Genomic DNA, 16,035 nt, shown 5'->3' on the forward strand with positions numbered 1-16,035 from the left:
GTTCCAGAAGGTGACCCGCGCCCCGCCCCACCGGTCGGCCATCGCCCCGCCGACCGGCCGGACCAGGGACCCGAGCAGCGGTCCGAGGAAGGTGAGGTACGCGGCGCTGACCGCCGTCGGGAAGTCGTCGCCGAACTGCACCAGCAGCACCTGCCCGAAGGCGAAGCCGAAGCCGATGAACGAGCCGAAGGTGCCGATGTAGAGCAGCGCCATCACCCAGGTGTGCGGCTCGCGGGACGCCTCGCGCAGGGCGCCCCGGTCGTTGCGCAGCGCGGGCAGGTTGTCCATCCGCAGGGCGGCGGCGACCGCCGCCAGCACGATCAGGGGTACGTACAACAGCGGTACGAGGCGGGGGTGTTGGGAGCCCGCCGTCGCCAGCACCAGCAGTCCGAGGAGCTGGACGGCCGGCACGCCGAGGTTGCCGCCGCCCGCGTTGATGCCCAGTGCGCGGCCCTTGAGGTGCTGGGGGTAGAAGGCGTTGATGTTGGCCATCGAGGAGGCGAAGTTGCCGCCGCCGATGCCCGCGACGGCAGCCACCCAGAGCAGGGTCGTATAGGAAACGCCGGGTTCGAGGACGTACGCGGTGAGCAGGGCGGGGAGGAGCAGGGCGAGCGCGCTGATGACGGTCCAGTTGCGTCCGCCGAAGATCGCCACGGCGAAGGTGTACGGGAGGCGCAGCGCCGCGCCGAGCAGGGTGGGGACGGCGGTGAGGACGAACTTGCCCGCCGGGTCGATGCCGTACTCGGGGCCGAGGAAGAGGACGAGGACCGACCACAGGCTCCAGACGGAGAAGCCGATGTGCTCGGAGAGCACGGAGAAGAGGAGGTTGCGGCGGGCGACCTTCGCGCCGGTGGCGGCCCAGAAGGCGGGGTCCTCGGGCTGCCAGTCCTCAAGAGGGGGACGGGTGCGGGTGCTCTGCGGGGGACGGACGGTGGTGGTCATGGAGAGGGCCGCCTAACTTCCTTACGAGACAGTGGAGTTGGTGCGTACCGGCCAGACCGGCAGCGCTGCGGGTCCGCCGTCCGGGGTCTCGTCTTCGTCGAGGCAGACACCGGTGCACAGGTCGAAGGCCTGCTTGTACATCGGGGAGAGGACGACGGGCACCCCGTCGCGGCTGCCGAGCAGGCCGCGCGAGATGACGTGCGCGCCGCTGAAGGGGTCGCGGTTTCCGACGGCGTGGACGGCCCCGGAGCGGTCCCGGTAGAGGGCGATCTGCTCGCCCCCCACGAGGGCGGCGACGCCCCGGCCGGGGATGAGGGAGTCGTACCGGCAGACGGGGAACCACTCGTCCCCGACCGCCACTTCGACCGTCGCCGACGCGACGAGGGTGCTGGTCATACGAGGGACCTCACTTCCAGGGTGGCGCCCGCGACGAACGTGTCGGCGGGGCGGATCTGCTCGCGCTCCGGCACGAAGCGGATCGTCGGGTCCGGCGTGCCGGGGGCGTTGACGAAGGACACGAAGCGGGCGAGGCGGTCGGGGTCGTCGAGGGTGGCGCGCCATTCGTCCTCGTACGAGGTGATGTGACGGCTCATCAGGTCGTCCAGTTCGGCGCAGATGCCGAGCGAGTCGTCGACGATGACGGCCCGCAGGTGGTCGAGCCCGCCCTCCATGCGCTCGATCCAGGGCGCGGTGCGCTCAAGGCGGTCGGCGGTGCGGACGTAGAACATCAGGAAGCGGTCGATGGTGCGGAGCAGGGTGCCGTGGTCGGCGTCGGTGAGGAGGAGATCGGCGTGGCGCGGGGTCATGCCGCCGTTGCCGCCGACGTAGAGGTTCCAGCCGGCCGAGGTGGCGATGATGCCGAAGTCCTTGCTCTGCGCCTCGGCGCACTCGCGGGCGCAGCCGCTGACCGCCGACTTGAGCTTGTGCGGGGCGCGCAGGCCCCGGTAGCGGAGCTCCAGCTCGATGGCGAGGGCGACGGAGTCCTGGACGCCGTACCGGCACCAGGTCTGGCCGACGCAGGACTTGACCGTCCGGAGGGACTTTCCGTACGCGTGGCCCGACTCGAAGCCCGCGTCCACCAACCGTCGCCAGATGAGGGGGAGTTGATCGACCGACGCACCGAACATGTCGATCCGCTGGCCGCCGGTGATCTTCGTGTAGAGGCCGAAGTCGCGGGCGATCTCGCCGATGGTGATGAGCCCGTCCGGGGTGACCTCGCCGCCGGGGATGCGCGGGACGACGGAGTAGGAGCCGTTGCGCTGGAGGTTGGCGAGGAAGTGGTCGTTGGTGTCCTGGAGGGCGGACTGTTCGCCGTCGAGGATGTGTCCGGAGACCGCCTCGCCGAGGGCCGGGCTGAGCGAGGCGAGGACGGAGCCGACGACCGGCTTGCAGATCTCGCAGCCCTCTCCCCCGGCCTCTGGCTGCCCGTGCTCGTCGATGAGGCGGGCGAAGGTGGTGATGCCCTTGACCCGTACGATCTCGTAGATCTCCGCCCTGGTGAGGTCGAAGTGCCCGCACAGGCCACGGCTCAACTCCACGCCCTGCGCGGTCAGTTCGTCGGCGACGAGCGTCCCGAGGAGCTTGACGCAGGAGCCGCAGCCGGTGCCCGCGCGGGTGCACTTCTTCACTGCCGGGACGTCCGCGCAGCCGCCGTCGGCGACCGCCGAGCGGATGGCGCCCTTGGTGACGTTGTGGCAGGAGCAGACCACCGCCTCGTCGGGGAGGGCGATCGGTCCGGGTGCCGCGCCGATCGAGGCGGGCAGGACGAGCTGCTCGGGCGGGGCGGTGAGGGGTGCACCGGACAGGGCGAGCGGGCGCAGCAGGTCGTACGACTCGGTGTCGCCGACCAGGACGCCGCCGAGGAGCGCGCCGTCGGCGCCGATGACGAGCTTCTTGTAGACGCCCTCGCGGCTGTTGGCGTACAGCACTTCGAGGGAGTCGGCGGTGGTGCCGTGCGCGTCGCCGAAGCTGGCGACGTCGACGCCGAGCAGCTTGAGCTTGGTGGAGAGGTCGGCGCCGGTGAACTGGCCTTCCTGGGAGGTCAGTTGGGAAGCGACCGCTTCGGCCATCGCGTATCCGGGCGCGACCAGACCGTAGACCCGCCCGTCGGAGGCGAGTGCGCACTCGCCGATCGCCCAGATCGCGGGGTCGGCGGTCCGGCAGCCGGGGTCGACGACGATGCCGCCGCGCTCGCCGACCGGCAGTGCGCAGTCGCGGGCGAGCTGGTCCCTGGGGCGTACGCCTGCGGAGAAGACGACGAGGTCGGTGTCGACGGTCGCGCCGTTGGAGAGCACCATGCCGGTGACGGCGCCTTCGGCGTCGGTCTCGACGGTCTGGGTGCCCGCGCCGGTGTGCACGGTGACGCCCAGCTCCTGGATCTTGTCCCGGAGTACGGCGCCGCCGCCCTCGTCGACCTGGAGGGCCATCAGGCGCGGGGCGAACTCCACCACGTGCGTGTCGAGCCCCATCGCGCGCAGTGCGCCCGCCGCTTCGAGGCCGAGCAGTCCGCCGCCGACGACTGCGCCGACGCGGGCGCTTCTCGCTGCCGCGCGGATGGCCTCCAGGTCCTCGATGGTCCGGTAGACGAAGCAGTTGGCCGCGTCGTGCCCGGGGACGGGCGGCACGAAGGGGTACGAGCCGGTGGCCAGCACCAGTGCGTCGTACGGGAAGACCTCGCCGGAGCGGGCGGTGACCGTCCGCGCCTCGCGGTCGATCGCTTCGGCGGGGTCGCCGAGCCGCAGGTCGATGCCGTGCCTCTCGCCGAACTCCCCTTCCCACATGGAGAGTTCGTCGGCGGTGGTGCCGGAGAACCACGAGGTGAGGTGGACGCGGTCGTACGCGGGGCGGGGCTCCTCGGCGAGGACGGTGATCCGCCACCCTGGCGCGTGCCCGCCGCGCTCGGCGAACGCTTCGAGGAAGCGCTGGCCGACCATGCCGTGGCCGACGAGGACCAGCTGCCGGGCGTCTGTTTCCGTCACTGGAGTGCTCCTTCGATGGGTGTGAGCAGGTCGAGGGGGCGCGACGGCAGCGGCTCGCCCCTCTCGTAGGTGCGGGTGAGTTCGCCGACCGCGGCGAGGTCGCCGACGAGGATCGCGCCGACGAGGCGGTCGCCGCGCATCACGAGCTTCTTGTACGAGCCGTAGGCGCCCCGGGTCCCGTCGGCGAGCCGCAGTGCGTCGCCGTCGGTGTCCGCGACCTCGCCGAACGCGGCGATTTCGAGGGTGCCTGCGGTGAGCCGGGAGCCGCTGTGGGCCCCGGTGTAGAGGGCGTCGGGGACGGCCCCCGACAGCCGGGCGGCCAGGACGTCGGCCTGGGCCCAGGCGGGCCCCGTCACCCCGTGGACGGCGCCCCGGTGTTCCGTACAGTCGCCGATCGCGTACACGTGGGGTGCGGAGGTGGCGAGGGTGTCGTCGACGACGACGCCGCGCCGGACGTCGATTCCTGCGGCGCGGGCGAGCCCGGTGCGGGGGCGGACGCCGCAGGCGAGGACGACGAGGTCGCAGTCGAGGACGTGGCCGCCGGCGAGTTCGACGCCGGTGACGGTGGCGCTGCCGTGGACGGCCCGGGCGCGGTTGCCGGTGTAGACGGCGGCGCCCATGCCTTCGAGGGCGCGGCGGACGGTGGCTCCGGCCTCCTCGTCCAGGTGGCGTTCCATCACGTGCGGTCCCTGGTGGACCACTTCGACCGGCATGCCGAGTGCGGCGAGCGCCCGGGCGGCGCTCACGCCGAGTACGCCGCCGCCGACGATGACGGCCCGCTTCGCGCTGCGGGCCGCCGCTTCGAGGCGTACGCAGTCGGCGAGGGAGCGGAAGGCGTGGACGCCGTCCTTCAACTCACGCCGATGGAAGGGGGATCCGGGTACCGCGTGCAGGCCCTTGATGGGCGGCAGTACCGGGTTGGCGCCGGTCGCGAGGACGAGGACGTCGTACGACGCCGTCTCCCCCGCGTCCGTACGCAGCGTCCTGGCCGCCGTGTCGAGGGCGACGACCTCCGCGCCCGTACGGACGGCGGCGCCGCCGGTGGGGAGGGTGAGCGCGTCCGAGGTGTAGCGGCCGTCGAGGACGCCGGCGAGGAGTGCGCGGTTGTAGGGGCCGTGCGGCTCGTTGCCGTAGAGGGTGAATTCCAGTGCGCCGGAGGGGGATGAGGCCAGGGCCTGCTGGGCGAGGCGGGCGGCGGCCATGCCGGCGCCGACCACGGCGATGCGTGTCGTCACGACGCCCTCACCGCCTTCTCCACCTTCACGGCGCACACCTTGAACTCGGGCATCCGCGACTGCGGGTCAAGGGCCGGGTTGGTGAGCGAGTTCGCTCGTCCTTCGCCCGCCCAGTGGAAGGGCATGAACACGGTGTCCGGGCGGATCGCCGTGGTGATGCGGGCGGGGGCGGTCGCCCGGCCGCGCCTGCTGGTGACGGCGATCAACTCCCCTTCCCCGACGCCCAGTCGGGAGGCGAGCCGGGGGTGCAGCTCGACGAAGGGGCCGGGGGCGGCGCTGTTGAGTGCGGGTGTGCGGCGGGTCTGGGCGCCGCTCTGGTACTGGGCGAGGACGCGGCCGGTGGTGAGGTGGAGGGGGTAGTCGGCGTCGGGCTCCTCGGCGGCGGGCCGGTGCGAGACGTCGGCGAACCGGGCACGGCCGTCGGGGGTGGCGAAGCGGTCGAGGAAGAGGCGGGGGGTGCCGGGGTGGGGGGGGGTCGTCGCGCGGGTGTGTGGTGGCTGGTCGCGCAGTTCCCCGCGCCCCTGAAGGGCCGCCCCGTCGCCCGAGCCTCCTTGGACGGCAGACTCCGGGCAAGGCCAGAAGACGCCGTCCTCCGCCCGGATCCGTTCGTAGCTGATGCCCGAGTAGTCGGCCTGGCCGCCCGCCGACGCCTCGCGCAGCTCGGTGAAGACTTCTTCCGCATCGTACGGAAAGCCCTTCTCCCACCCCAGCCGGGCGGCGAGTTCGTGGAGGATCCGGAGGTCGGTGCGGACCTCGCCCGGCGGGTGCACCGCCGCCTGACGGAGGATGACGCGGCCCTCCAGGTTGGTCATGGTGCCGGTCTCCTCCGCCCACTGTGCGGAGGGGAGGACGACGTCGGCGAGTGCGGCGGTCTCGGACAGGACGACGTCGCACACCACCAGCGCGTCGAGGGCGCGGATGCGCTCGGTGACGTGGCGGGCGTTCGGGGCGGAGACAACCGGGTTGGAGCCCATCAGCAGCAGGGCGCGTACGCCGCCTTCGGTGCCGAGCGCGTCGAGGAGTTCGTACGCGGAGACGCCCGGGCCGGGAAGGTCCGCGGGATCGACGCCCCACACCCCGGCGACGTGCGCGCGGGCGGCCGGGTCGGTGAGGGAGCGGTAGCCGGGCAGCTGGTCGGCCTTCTGGCCGTGTTCGCGTCCGCCCTGGCCGTTGCCCTGCCCGGTGAGGCAGCCGTATCCGGACAGCGGGCGCCCGGCCCGGCCCGTCGCCAGGCACAGATTGATCCACGCGCCGACCGTGTCGACACCCTTGGACTGCTGCTCGGGGCCGCGCGCGGTGAGCACCATCCCCGTACCGGCGGAGGTGAACAGCTCTACGGTGCGCCGGAGTTGGGCGACCGGAACCCCCGTGAGGGCCTCCACCCGCTCGGGCCAGTGCGCCATCGCGGCCTCGCGGGCCGCCTCGTAACCGCTCGTACGGGAGGAGATGAACTCCTCGTCGACGTGTCCGCCCGCGATGACCAGGTGCAGGAGCCCGAGGGCGAGCGCGAGGTCGGTGCCGGGGGCGGGAGCCAGATGGAGGTCGGCGAGGTCGGCGGTCCTGGTACGGCGCGGGTCGACGACGATCAGCTTGCCGCCGCCCGCCTGCATCTCGCGCAGGTAGCGGACGGCAGGCGGCATCGTGTCGGCGAGGTTGCTGCCGACGAGGATCACGCAGCCGGTGCGTGCGACGTCCGCGAGGGGGAAGGGCAGGCCCCGGTCGAGGCCGAAGGCGTTGCGGTGGGCGGCTGCGGCGGACGACATGCAGAAGCGGCCGTTGTAGTCGATGTTGGCCGTACGCAATGCGACGCGGGCGAACTTGCCGAGCAGGTAGGCCTTCTCGTTGGTCAGCCCGCCGCCGCCGAAGACGCCGACCGCGTCGCGGCCGTGCCGTACCCGGGCGGAGACGAAGGCCGCCGCAGCCCGGTCCAGGGCCTCCTCCCAGGTCGCCTCGCGGAGCGGCCCGCCCTTGTCGTCCCGTACGAGAGGGGTGGTGAGCCGGACGCCGGGCGCGAGAACGGCGGCTGCGCTGTGGCCCTTGCCGCACAGGGCGCCTTGGTTGACGGGGAAGTCGGGCCGCTCGACGATCTCCACCGGCTGCTCCGCCGATTCTCCGGCAGGGCGCAGCCGCATGCCGCACTGCAGCGAGCAGTACGGGCAGTGGGTGTCGACGAGTGCACCGGGGGTGGCCGCCGTGGTCGCGTTCATGGGCCCCACCGTGCCCGCGCGCCGTTACGCCCCCGCATCCCGTGCGTTGCGCGGACGGTACGGAGCGCTCACTTTCCGCAGGTCGGCGCGCAAGGTGCAGGACACACGCCCGTAGCGCAGGGCTAACGCCCAGGAGACGCCTCGGCAACAGGGGCTTAACAACTCTCGGACACTGTCGGGCCATGACTACCGCGACGCCCGCCACCCCTGATCCGCCGGAGGGCTCACTGGCCGGACTGACGGTCGGTGTGACCGCCGACCGGCGCCGGGACGAACTCGAAGCCCTGCTGCGCAGGCGCGGCGCGAAGGTCGTCTCCGCGCCCGCCCTGCGGATCGTGCCGCTCGACGACGACTCGGTCGTACGGGAGGCCACCGAGTCGTGCCTGTCCGCGCCGCTGGACTACGTGGTCGCCACGACCGGTGTCGGCTGGCGCGGCTGGATCAGCGCGGCGGAGGGCTGGGGGACGGGGGCGCAGCTCGTCGAGGCGTGCCGGGAGGCGACGGTGATCAGCCGGGGCCCGAAGGCGACCGGCGCGATCCGGGCGGCCGGGCTGCGCGAGAGTTACGCGCCCGCGTCGGAGGCCGTGGACGAGATGCTGACCTGGCTCCTCGACCGCGAACTGGCCGGAAAGCGGATCGCGATCCAGGAACACGGGGCGCCGCTCCCGGAGTTCACGGCCGCGCTGCGGGCGCGGGGCGCGGAGGTGGTGGAGGTGCCGGTGTACCGGTGGGGCCCGGCGGCGGACCCGGACGCCGTGCGCCGGCTGGTCGAGTCGACGGTACGGGGCGAGGTGCACGCGCTGCCGTTCACCAGCGCCCCGGCGATCGAGGCGTTCCTGGCGGCGGCGCAGGAGGCGGGCCGCCGGGACGACCTCCTCACCGCTCTCCGTACGAACGTACTGGCGGCCTGCATCGGCCCGGTGTGCGCACGGCCGCTGCTGGCGGCCGACGTGCCGTGCGTGTGGCCGGAACGGGGGCGGCTCGGCGCGCTGGTGCGCACCCTGGACCAGCAGCTCCCGGCCCGCCACCGCCGCGAACTCACCTTCGAGGGCAGCCGGTTGACCCTCCAGGGCGCCTCGGTGTCCGGCCCGTCGGGTGCCGTCCTCCTCACCCCGCTCCCCGCCGCGATCCTGCACGCCCTGGCCCGGCGCCCCGGCACGGTCCTCAGCCGCGCCGAACTCCTGCGCCGCGCCTGGACCGGGGACCCCGCCGCGCCGCGCCCCACCGACGAGCACGTGGTGGAGGCGGCGGTGGCCCGGCTGCGGTCGGCCCTCGGCCCGTACTCCTCCCTGGTCCGTACGGTCACCAAGCGGGGGTACCGGCTGGCGGTGGACCCCAGGTGACGCGGCCGGTTCCTCCCCTGCTCGCCGTCGCGCACGGCACCCGCGACCCGGCCGGTACGTCCACCACCGAGGAACTCCTCGCCCGTGTAAGGGAGTTGCGCCCCGGGCTGCCGGTGCTCCTGGCGTACGTCGACGTGGCCCGACCCCACCTCTCGGACGTGCTCACCGCACTCTCGGGGGAGGTCGTCCTCGTCCCCCTCCTCCTCGGCACGGGCTTCCACATCCGCGTGGACATCCCCGAAGCACTGGCCGCCGCCCCGCACGTACGGGCCAGGATCTCGCGCGCACTGGGCCCGCACCCTCTGCTCGCGTCCGCCCTCGCGGACCGGCTGGCGGAGGTACGGGCCCCCACCCGCGGCCCCGTCGTCCTGGCGTCCGCAGGCTCCAGCGACCCGACCTCCCGGGCCGCGACCGCCACCATGGCCACCCTCCTCACCCGCCGCCTGGGCCGTCCCGCGATCCCCTCCTACCTGTGCGGCGGCGCCCCGACCCCGGCCGCCGCGGTGGCGGCGCTGCACGCGGAGGGGCACCGGGACGTGGCGGTGGCGAGCTACCTGATGACCCCGGGCTTCTTCGCCCGCAAGGCGGCTGCCCACACCGGAACGGTGACGTCCGCCCCCCTGGGCGCGCACGACGCGGTGGCCCGGCTGATCCTGGACAGGTACGACGGGGCGTGCGGCCCGCCCGCGCCGTCCCGTGCACGGATCACGGCAGTCGCAGATCCGTGCAGCCGTGCTGCTGGGCCGCGTCGGTGGCGAAGGCCTTGAGGGCGGCGGATTCGAAGGCGGGGGCGGACCTGCGCCCGTGCTTGAGCGTGAACAGGGCGCGCTCGGGCGAACCCGGGCACCGTGCGGTGGCCCACGCGTAGTCGCCCTGGGCTCCGGAGTCCTGCTGGATCTGCGGCTTCGCGGAAGTCATCCGGAAGCTCTTCACGTACGGCCCGAACGTGGCGGCCAGCTCGTACCCCAACAGGTGCTTCGACGTCAGGAGGGTGCACTGGGTGAGCGGGGCGTTCTTCTGTGCGGGTTCTTCCCGGGCCAAGGTGGCGCCGGCCTGCGCGGCGGCGGATTTCAGGGGGCTCAGCGGGGCGCACGTCCCCTGTGCCTCGGCGAGTGGAAGGGCGTCGGCGTCGCGGGGCTCCTTCTCCACGTCCTTGACCTCGGGCCCCGGTGAGATCGCGCAGCCGAACCGCTTCGCCGCACGCTCCGCGGACTTCACGGAGAAGCTCGCCAGTTCGGTACGGATCTGCCACTTGTCGAGCTCGTTGACGCCCGTCAGAGCAACGTCGACGAGAAGGCTTTCGTCCTTGCGGTCGAGACACGGCAGATTGACCGTGCCGGTGGAACCGGAGATCACGGCGGGCCAGCCGTTCACCGGTTGGGGAGTGTCACCGTCGCCCATGTCGTCAACGTCGGAACGTCGTGGGAACGACCGCGCGTCGGCTTTGCTGCCCCACCGCACGTCGACCCACACCGCCCGGGCCGCGGCAGGACCGTCGCCCCGGACCACGCACTGGGTGAGACTGCCGGGCCGCACCGGGGCGTTGTACTCGATCTCCTTGCCGGCCTCGCCGGTGAGTACCTCGCGGAGGGCGGGCCGATCCAGCGTCCCCGCACAGGCGCTCGCCGGATCCGGCGTCCGCCGGCGGTCGTACGTACCGGAGAAGTAGACGATCCCGGCGGCCAGCAGGACGAGGGCGAGGGTGCCGATGATGACCTTGCCCGGGCGGGTGCGGTGAGCTGTGAAGTGCATGAGAGGTGGTTCGGTCCGCTCTGGTAGTGCGTGTGAGGGGGCAGGGCCGGTCCGGTCAGTAGTCCGGCCGCATCGCGCGGAGCGCTCCGTCCCTCCCCTTCTCGTAGTTCCCCTGGCCGTGGCCGACCAGGTTCCGTACGAAGTCGTCCTGCGGCTCGTGTCCGTGGGTCTTGGCCCAGGCCGCGACCATGCCGTCGACCTCCAGCTGTCCCGCGTTGAAGATCCGCGCGTTCTCCTTGGTCGCTTCCAGGTTCGCTTCCGCGATGCGTTCCTTGGTCGCCTCGTACGACACGAAGTCGACCACCCTGTTGACGATGTCGCCGGTCGGAGCGATCGCGGCCGGCGCGGCAGGTCCGTACGCCGCACCCACGAAGGTCAGTGCCGCTCCGGAGGACGTGGTGAGCGCGTGGTTGAAGTCGTTCGCCCACTGGGTGTTGTTGAAGCGCTTGTCGAACACGACGTCCGACCGCACTCCGTCGTACGCGCCGAGGGCCGCCGAGGTCTCCTGGATGCGTGCCCGCGTGCTGTCGCTCCCGGAGTCGTTCGGCATGCCGGTGAAGAGGTCCTGGGAGTACTGCTTCTCGGCCCGGTACATCTGGCCGAAGGCCTCGGGGTCGTCCGCCGCGCCCCGCATGACCTTCACCAGATCGTCCTTGGGCACGGCCATCCGGACCACGCCGTCCTCGTCCTTCCAGACCTTGTCCTTGCCGTTGTAGGTGACGTTGTCCATGCCGAGGGTCTGGTGGGTGTCGGGCGTGTAGTCCGTCAGCATGTTCGCGAGCGGCCTCTGGAGGTTGGCGGGGAGCTTGTCCGCGTGGCCCGTCTCGTTCAGCACGCCGATGGTCTCGTTCATGACGCGGGCCTGCTCCAGACCGTGGCCGCCCAGCTTGTGCTCCGTGCCGGGCTGGTGGCCGGTGGCGGCGGCTTCGAGCGCGGCGCCGAAACCCTGGCGGACGTCGTGCTCGGCCACGTCCTTGCCCGCGGTCTCGACCCGCAGGTACTCCCTGGTGTCGGCCAGGTCCCAGTCCCGCTTGTCCAGCAGGTACTTGAGGTTGTCGTTCTTGTTGTCCGGGCCGGGGTCGAGGTAGGAGGTGGCGGCGGCCGGGTCCTTCGACATGATGCCGAGGACGCCGTCCAGGGGGTCGTTGGCGAACCAGCTGTCGTTCTCGCCGGTCTTCTTGTTGTCGCCGAAGTCGCCACGCAGGTCCCAGATGTCCGGGTCGCCGCCCTTGTCCTTGTCCTCGACCTTGCGGATGTCGTTCGCGGTGTCGTGGAGGAACTTGTCGGAGTACCCGCCGCCCTGCTGCATGAGGGTGACCAGGCTCTGGTAGCCGCGCGCCTTCTGGCCGTGCCCGTGGCCGACGTCGACCTTCTCCCCCGCGACGTCGAGGTCGTACTGCTTGACCCCGGCCGACTGCATCTGCGTGCGGAACTTGTCGTAGAAGGCCGAGTTCGGGTTCTGCGTCGCGGTGGCCAGCGTGGTCGCCAGGCCCTTCTGCATGCTCAGGTAGTCCTTGTTGTGGCTGTCGCCGGAGTGCCCCAGGTCGGTGAGGGAGTTGTTGAACTTCAGGGTTCCTTCGGCGCCCAGGCTGCTGAGGAGGGTCTGGCCGAACGCCTCGTCCTTGCCGTTGTCCCGGAACGACCGCGCGGCCTCCTTGAGGTCCTGCTCGGTGGCCTTGCCGGAATTGACCCGTTCCGCGATGTCCTTGAGCGCCTGGGCCTCGTACTTCTCGATGTCGCCCTGGGCACCGGAGTTGAAGCCGTTCGTCGTGCCGTCGAGGGGCTTGGAGTCGACGACGACGGCCCCGAGCGCGATCTCGGTCCCCTTGTCGGCGTCGTTCACGGCCCGTACCGCCTGGTCGACGCGCTGCTGCCAGGAGTTGACCGACTTGTGCATGGCCTGCTGGTAGTCGGGGTCGTGCTGCATGGCGCTGAGCTCGGAGGCGGTCAGCTTCTCGGAGTCGAAGGTGACGACCCCCTGGTCGGAGACCTTCATCCCGGCCTCGACGGCTTCCCGCCGGGCGGTCTGGAGCTTGCCGCGCAGTTCGACGTACCGGGTGTGCGCGTCCCGGAGCAGGTCGGCCACCGCCTTGGCCTCCTTCTGGGCGTACTGGAACTCCCTGAGGGTGACGCCGAAGCGGCTGTGGGCCGCGTCGGCGCTGACCCCCATCCAGGTCTCCCCCACGGAGACGCCGTACACGTCCCGCCGGTAGGACTGCTCCTGCTTCTTGAACTCGCCTGCCATGCCGTCCCACTGGGTGGCGGCGGCGGTGAGCGCGGAGAGTTCGGTGGTCATGATCTCGTGGTACGTCGGCATGCTTCCCCCGGGAACGCTGAAAACTGGAACCTGATCTGTCGGGCCCGAAGCCAGGGCGGGCCCCGAAGCCAGGGCGGCCCCTGGAGCCCGGGCGAGCCCTGGAGCCGGACAGGCTTGGAGCCGGACAGGCCTGGAGCCGGACAGGCCCTGGAGCCGGACAGGCCCTAGAGCCTGTCGATCGCCGACGGCGGCCTGATGTCCCCGCCCACCCCGATGTCGGTGCCGCTGAGCAGCAGGTTCGTGCTGCGCAGTGAGGTCCGGTCCGAACCCAGCCTGCTCAGCAGGCCCTTCACTTGCGTCTCCCACGCCTTGTTGGCCTTCTTGAGGGCCCCCGAGGTCAGCCAGCCGTGCCCGTCCTTGGCGTCGAACGCCTTCACCGCTTTCCCGGTCTCCGCATCGGCGTGGTCGCCCGCCTTGCGGGTGTCCGGTTCGATGTGCTGCTGGAGCGCGGTCGCGGCGGCGCGCTTCCTGGCGGGCGACGATGCCATGTTCGGCAGCCCGATGCCCGGCCCGAAGGGTCCGGCGGGCCCGCCGCCCGGTCCCGGCAGTGTGCCGTCCAGCGCCATGGTGAAGCCCCTCTCCCCGTACCTCGAACGATCAGACCCTCAAACGATCAGACCCGCAAAACTAACAAGGTGATCTTCCGAGCCTGCGAAGCTGGTGCGGAGGCCATGTCACCAAGTGTGAACATCTCGCGCAGGCATGGGCATCCCGAGATTCGCGGTCCGTTGCGGCCCCGCGAACCTCGGTTCGCTCGTCAGCGGGTTCCGCTCAGGCGGGCAGCGGACGCGGCTGCGGGGCCGCGAGCCGGCCTGTGCGCGCCAGGGCCCACACCGCGCCCGCACAGCCCAGACCGGTGGCGGCCAGGGCCAGCCAGGTCAGCCACTGGATCCCGTGCCGCTGGGCGGTGTCCCACAGGGCGCCGGTGGCGAGGTTCCCGAGGGTGATGCCCAGGCCCGAGACGGTGTTGTAGAGCCCGTAGTGGGTGGCGACCAGACGGCCGCCCGCCAGCGAGACCACGGTGTCCATCTCGAAGGGGTAGACCACTGCGGACCCCACGGCCAGCGAGGCGACCGCAGTGACCAGGGCGGCGAGCACCAGCGCCCGCCCCCACGGTCCGTCGGCCGCAGGTGCCAGGGCGAGCGGCAGGAACCCCAGGCCCATCACCGCGAGACCGCGGACCAGTGCCTGGTGCGGGCTCCAGCGGCGCCCGGCCCAGCCGGTCAGCCGGAGCTGGCCCAGTACCGCGACGGCCGCCGAGACGATGAACAGGCCACTGGTGGCCCACGTGCCCGCCCGCTGCCCGAAGGCCGCCCCGGCGGCCAGCGGCAGCGACAGATAGACCTGGAAGGTCAGGACGTACGAGCCGATCATCGCGCAGGAGAACAGCAGGAACGGCCGGTTGGCCACCACCGAGCGCCACTGCGTCAGCACCCCGTCCCCGCTCTTGCCGCCCTCCGCTCCCCTGCGGGCGGGAAGGGCCAGGCCCTGGAAGAGGGTCAGGACGGCGAAGATGCCCGCGGCGACCGCGCAGACCAGGCGGAAGTCGGCGGTCAGCAGCGCCAGGCCGACCAGCGGCCCGACCAGCATCCCCGCCTGGTAGTAGACGTGGAACGCCGCGAACGCCGCCACCCGCCGCTCGCCGGCCTCGGCCGCGAGATAGGCGCGTACGGCCGGGTTGAACAGGGCCCCGGCGAAACCGGTGGCCGCGGAGGCGGCGATCAGGGCGGGCAGGCTGTCCACCCACCCCAGCAGGGCGAACCCGGCGGTGCGCAGCAGACAGCCGGCCAGGATCGGGGCCTTGTAGCCGTAGCGGTCGGCAATCGTGCCGCCGATGAGGAACATGCCCTGCTGGGAGAGGTTGCGCACCCCGAGCACCAGGCCGACCGCCCACGCGGCCAGCCCCAGCCCGCCGGCCAGGTGGGCGGCGAGGTAGGGCATCAGCATGTAGAAGGCGAGATTGATGGCGAACTGATTGACCATCAGCAGCCGTACGGCGGGCGGGAAACTCGCGGTGGTGCGCCACAAGGTCCTCACTGGTCCGCTCCCGACAGGCCGAGCGGCCCCGCTCCCGCACCTGCGAGGCCGGGGGCGGAGCCGGGGCCGGATCCCGGTGCGGGGTCCAGGACGGTTTCACACCTGGTCCAGCGGGTCACCGTGCGCTCGCCCGGGTGTCCGATCTCCTCCGGCACGTCGGCCGGCCGGCCGCCCAGCAGCCGGTGGGCGGTGCACCAGGCGTCGTCGAAGACGGTGGAGACGTAACGCTGCGGTCCGTCGGGGAAGACGGCGGCGATCCGCGCCTCGGCCGGGAGGGTGGCGGCCAGGTGACGGGCGACCAGGGAGACCGCGCCCACGCTCCACCCGCCGGTGGCGCACCGGGCCCTGGCCAGCGAGCGTGCCGCCCACACCGCTTCGGCTGCTGCCACCCAGTGGACCTCGTCGAACAGCGTGTAGTCGACGTTGCGCGGGTAGATGCTGCTGCCCAGCCCTCGCATCAGCCGGGGTGCGGCGTCCTGCCCGAAGATGGTGGACCCGGTCGTATCGACCCCGACGACCTTCAGGGCGGGGAAGAAGTTACGCAGGACCGAGGCGACGCCGGCCGAATGGCCACCGGTTCCCACACTGACCACCAGGGCGTCGATCCGCCCCAGTTGAGCGATCAGCTCCTGCGCCAGGCCCGCGTACGCGGCCACGTTGTCGGGGTTGTGGTACTGGTCGGGGCACCACGCGGAAGGCTCCGCCGCCAGCAGTTCGGCCACCCGCTCCCGGCGGGCCAGCTGCCAGCCCCCCACCGGATGCGGCTCGGACACCACCTGTACCTCGGCGCCGTAGGCGGTGATCAGCCCGGACACCAGCGGCTCCGTGCCGGGGTCGGTCACCACGGTGACGGGGTGGCCGAAGACGATCCCGGCCAGCGCCAGGCCCAGGCCCAGCGTGCCGGAGGTCGACTCCACGATCCGGGCGCCGGGCAGCAGGTCACCGCGCTCCCTGGCGCGTTCCACCATGAACAGGGCGGTGCGGTCCTTGATTCCACCGGGGTTGTGGCCCTCCAGCTTGGCCCAGAAGCCGCGGCCGGAAGCGGTGAACGGTTCACCGACCCACAGCACGGGCGTGTCACCGACCAGAGCGGCCGGGGAGTGCGCGCGGCGGGCCGCACCGGCCAGTAACTGGGCCGGCGCGAGGACGGACGGAAACGGCGGGAAAGAGTTCATCACACAGGTCTCCTGCGGCCCGCGCCCGGGTGCGCCTGCGCACCGGGGC

General features: G+C 72.2%; 12 protein-coding genes. 2 read left to right on the plus strand and 10 right to left on the minus strand.

Features of this window, described 5'->3' with window-relative positions; genetic code table 11:
- The 5 genes from ACWGIG_RS06020 to ACWGIG_RS06040 all read right to left on the minus strand — a co-directional run.
- Positions 1-942, minus strand: a 942-nt coding sequence (locus tag ACWGIG_RS06020; RefSeq protein WP_453320309.1) for an MFS transporter, incomplete at its 3' end; no start/stop codon positions are given.
- A gap of 21 nt (positions 943-963) precedes the next feature.
- Positions 964-1,338, minus strand: coding sequence for a nitrite reductase (NAD(P)H) small subunit (locus tag ACWGIG_RS06025; protein WP_453320310.1), 375 nt, complete (start codon positions 1,336-1,338; stop codon positions 964-966).
- Entirely contained in the window at positions 1,335-3,875 is a 2,541-nt protein-coding gene (gene nirB / locus ACWGIG_RS06030; protein ID WP_453320321.1) for a nitrite reductase large subunit NirB, read from the minus strand. Before nirB ends, ACWGIG_RS06025 begins: the two co-directional genes overlap by 4 nt.
- A 41-nt stretch (positions 3,876-3,916) precedes the next feature.
- Positions 3,917-5,155 carry an NAD(P)/FAD-dependent oxidoreductase gene (locus ACWGIG_RS06035; RefSeq protein WP_453320311.1) on the minus strand — a complete coding sequence of 413 codons (1,239 nt, stop codon included), beginning with the start codon at positions 5,153-5,155 and terminating at the stop codon, positions 3,917-3,919.
- On the minus strand, positions 5,152-7,362 hold the full coding sequence (locus ACWGIG_RS06040; RefSeq protein WP_453320312.1) for a molybdopterin oxidoreductase family protein: 2,211 nt from the start codon (positions 7,360-7,362) through the stop codon (positions 5,152-5,154). The genes ACWGIG_RS06035 and ACWGIG_RS06040 overlap by 4 nt, the downstream gene beginning before the upstream one ends.
- A 182-nt stretch (positions 7,363-7,544) precedes the next feature.
- Between ACWGIG_RS06040 and ACWGIG_RS06045 the strand changes: the two genes are divergently transcribed.
- A complete protein-coding gene (locus ACWGIG_RS06045) occupies positions 7,545-8,705 on the plus strand; it encodes a uroporphyrinogen-III synthase (RefSeq protein WP_453320313.1) in 1,161 nt (386 codons plus the stop codon).
- The gene (locus ACWGIG_RS06050) at positions 8,702-9,472 is read left to right on the plus strand and encodes a sirohydrochlorin chelatase (RefSeq protein WP_453320314.1); all 771 of its coding nucleotides are present in this window, start codon (positions 8,702-8,704) and stop codon (positions 9,470-9,472) included. Before ACWGIG_RS06045 ends, ACWGIG_RS06050 begins: the two co-directional genes overlap by 4 nt.
- Here ACWGIG_RS06050 and ACWGIG_RS06055 read toward each other — a convergent pair.
- The 5 genes from ACWGIG_RS06055 to ACWGIG_RS06075 all read right to left on the minus strand — a co-directional run bounded on the left by ACWGIG_RS06055 (position 9,411) and on the right by ACWGIG_RS06075 (position 15,986).
- Positions 9,411-10,457, minus strand: coding sequence for a hypothetical protein (locus ACWGIG_RS06055; protein WP_453320315.1), 1,047 nt, complete (start codon positions 10,455-10,457; stop codon positions 9,411-9,413). The genes ACWGIG_RS06050 and ACWGIG_RS06055 overlap by 62 nt on opposite strands.
- Before the next feature lie 55 nt (positions 10,458-10,512).
- Positions 10,513-12,774, minus strand: a complete 2,262-nt coding sequence (locus ACWGIG_RS06060) for a DUF6571 family protein (RefSeq protein ID WP_453320316.1) — start codon at positions 12,772-12,774, stop codon at positions 10,513-10,515.
- 164 nt (positions 12,775-12,938) lie between these two features.
- Positions 12,939-13,340: a hypothetical protein gene (locus tag ACWGIG_RS06065; protein WP_453320317.1), complete on the minus strand. Its 402-nt coding sequence runs from the start codon at positions 13,338-13,340 to the stop codon at positions 12,939-12,941.
- Between the two features lie 205 nt (positions 13,341-13,545).
- The gene (locus ACWGIG_RS06070; protein WP_453320318.1) at positions 13,546-14,811 is read right to left on the minus strand and encodes an MFS transporter; all 1,266 of its coding nucleotides are present in this window, start codon (positions 14,809-14,811) and stop codon (positions 13,546-13,548) included.
- Positions 14,808-15,986, minus strand: a complete 1,179-nt coding sequence (locus tag ACWGIG_RS06075; RefSeq protein WP_453320322.1) for a PLP-dependent cysteine synthase family protein — start codon at positions 15,984-15,986, stop codon at positions 14,808-14,810. Before ACWGIG_RS06075 ends, ACWGIG_RS06070 begins: the two co-directional genes overlap by 4 nt.
- Positions 15,987-16,035 lie beyond the last annotated feature (49 nt).

The sequence above is a fragment of the Streptomyces sp. NPDC054863 genome, assembly GCF_053610825.1.

Coding starts and splice junctions, on each gene's coding strand:
- ACWGIG_RS06065 (WP_453320317.1), bottom strand. CDS start 13,340: ATGGCGCTGGACGGCACACTGCCGGGACCGGGCGGCGGGCCCGCCGGA.
- ACWGIG_RS06060 (WP_453320316.1), bottom strand. CDS start 12,774: ATGCCGACGTACCACGAGATCATGACCACCGAACTCTCCGCGCTCACC.
- nirB (WP_453320321.1), bottom strand. CDS start 3,875: ATGGTCGGCCAGCGCTTCCTCGAAGCGTTCGCCGAGCGCGGCGGGCAC.
- ACWGIG_RS06040 (WP_453320312.1), bottom strand. CDS start 7,362: ATGAACGCGACCACGGCGGCCACCCCCGGTGCACTCGTCGACACCCAC.
- ACWGIG_RS06075 (WP_453320322.1), bottom strand. CDS start 15,986: ATGAACTCTTTCCCGCCGTTTCCGTCCGTCCTCGCGCCGGCCCAGTTA.
- ACWGIG_RS06025 (WP_453320310.1), bottom strand. CDS start 1,338: ATGACCAGCACCCTCGTCGCGTCGGCGACGGTCGAAGTGGCGGTCGGG.
- ACWGIG_RS06045 (WP_453320313.1), top strand. CDS start 7,545: ATGACTACCGCGACGCCCGCCACCCCTGATCCGCCGGAGGGCTCACTG.
- ACWGIG_RS06055 (WP_453320315.1), bottom strand. CDS start 10,457: ATGCACTTCACAGCTCACCGCACCCGCCCGGGCAAGGTCATCATCGGC.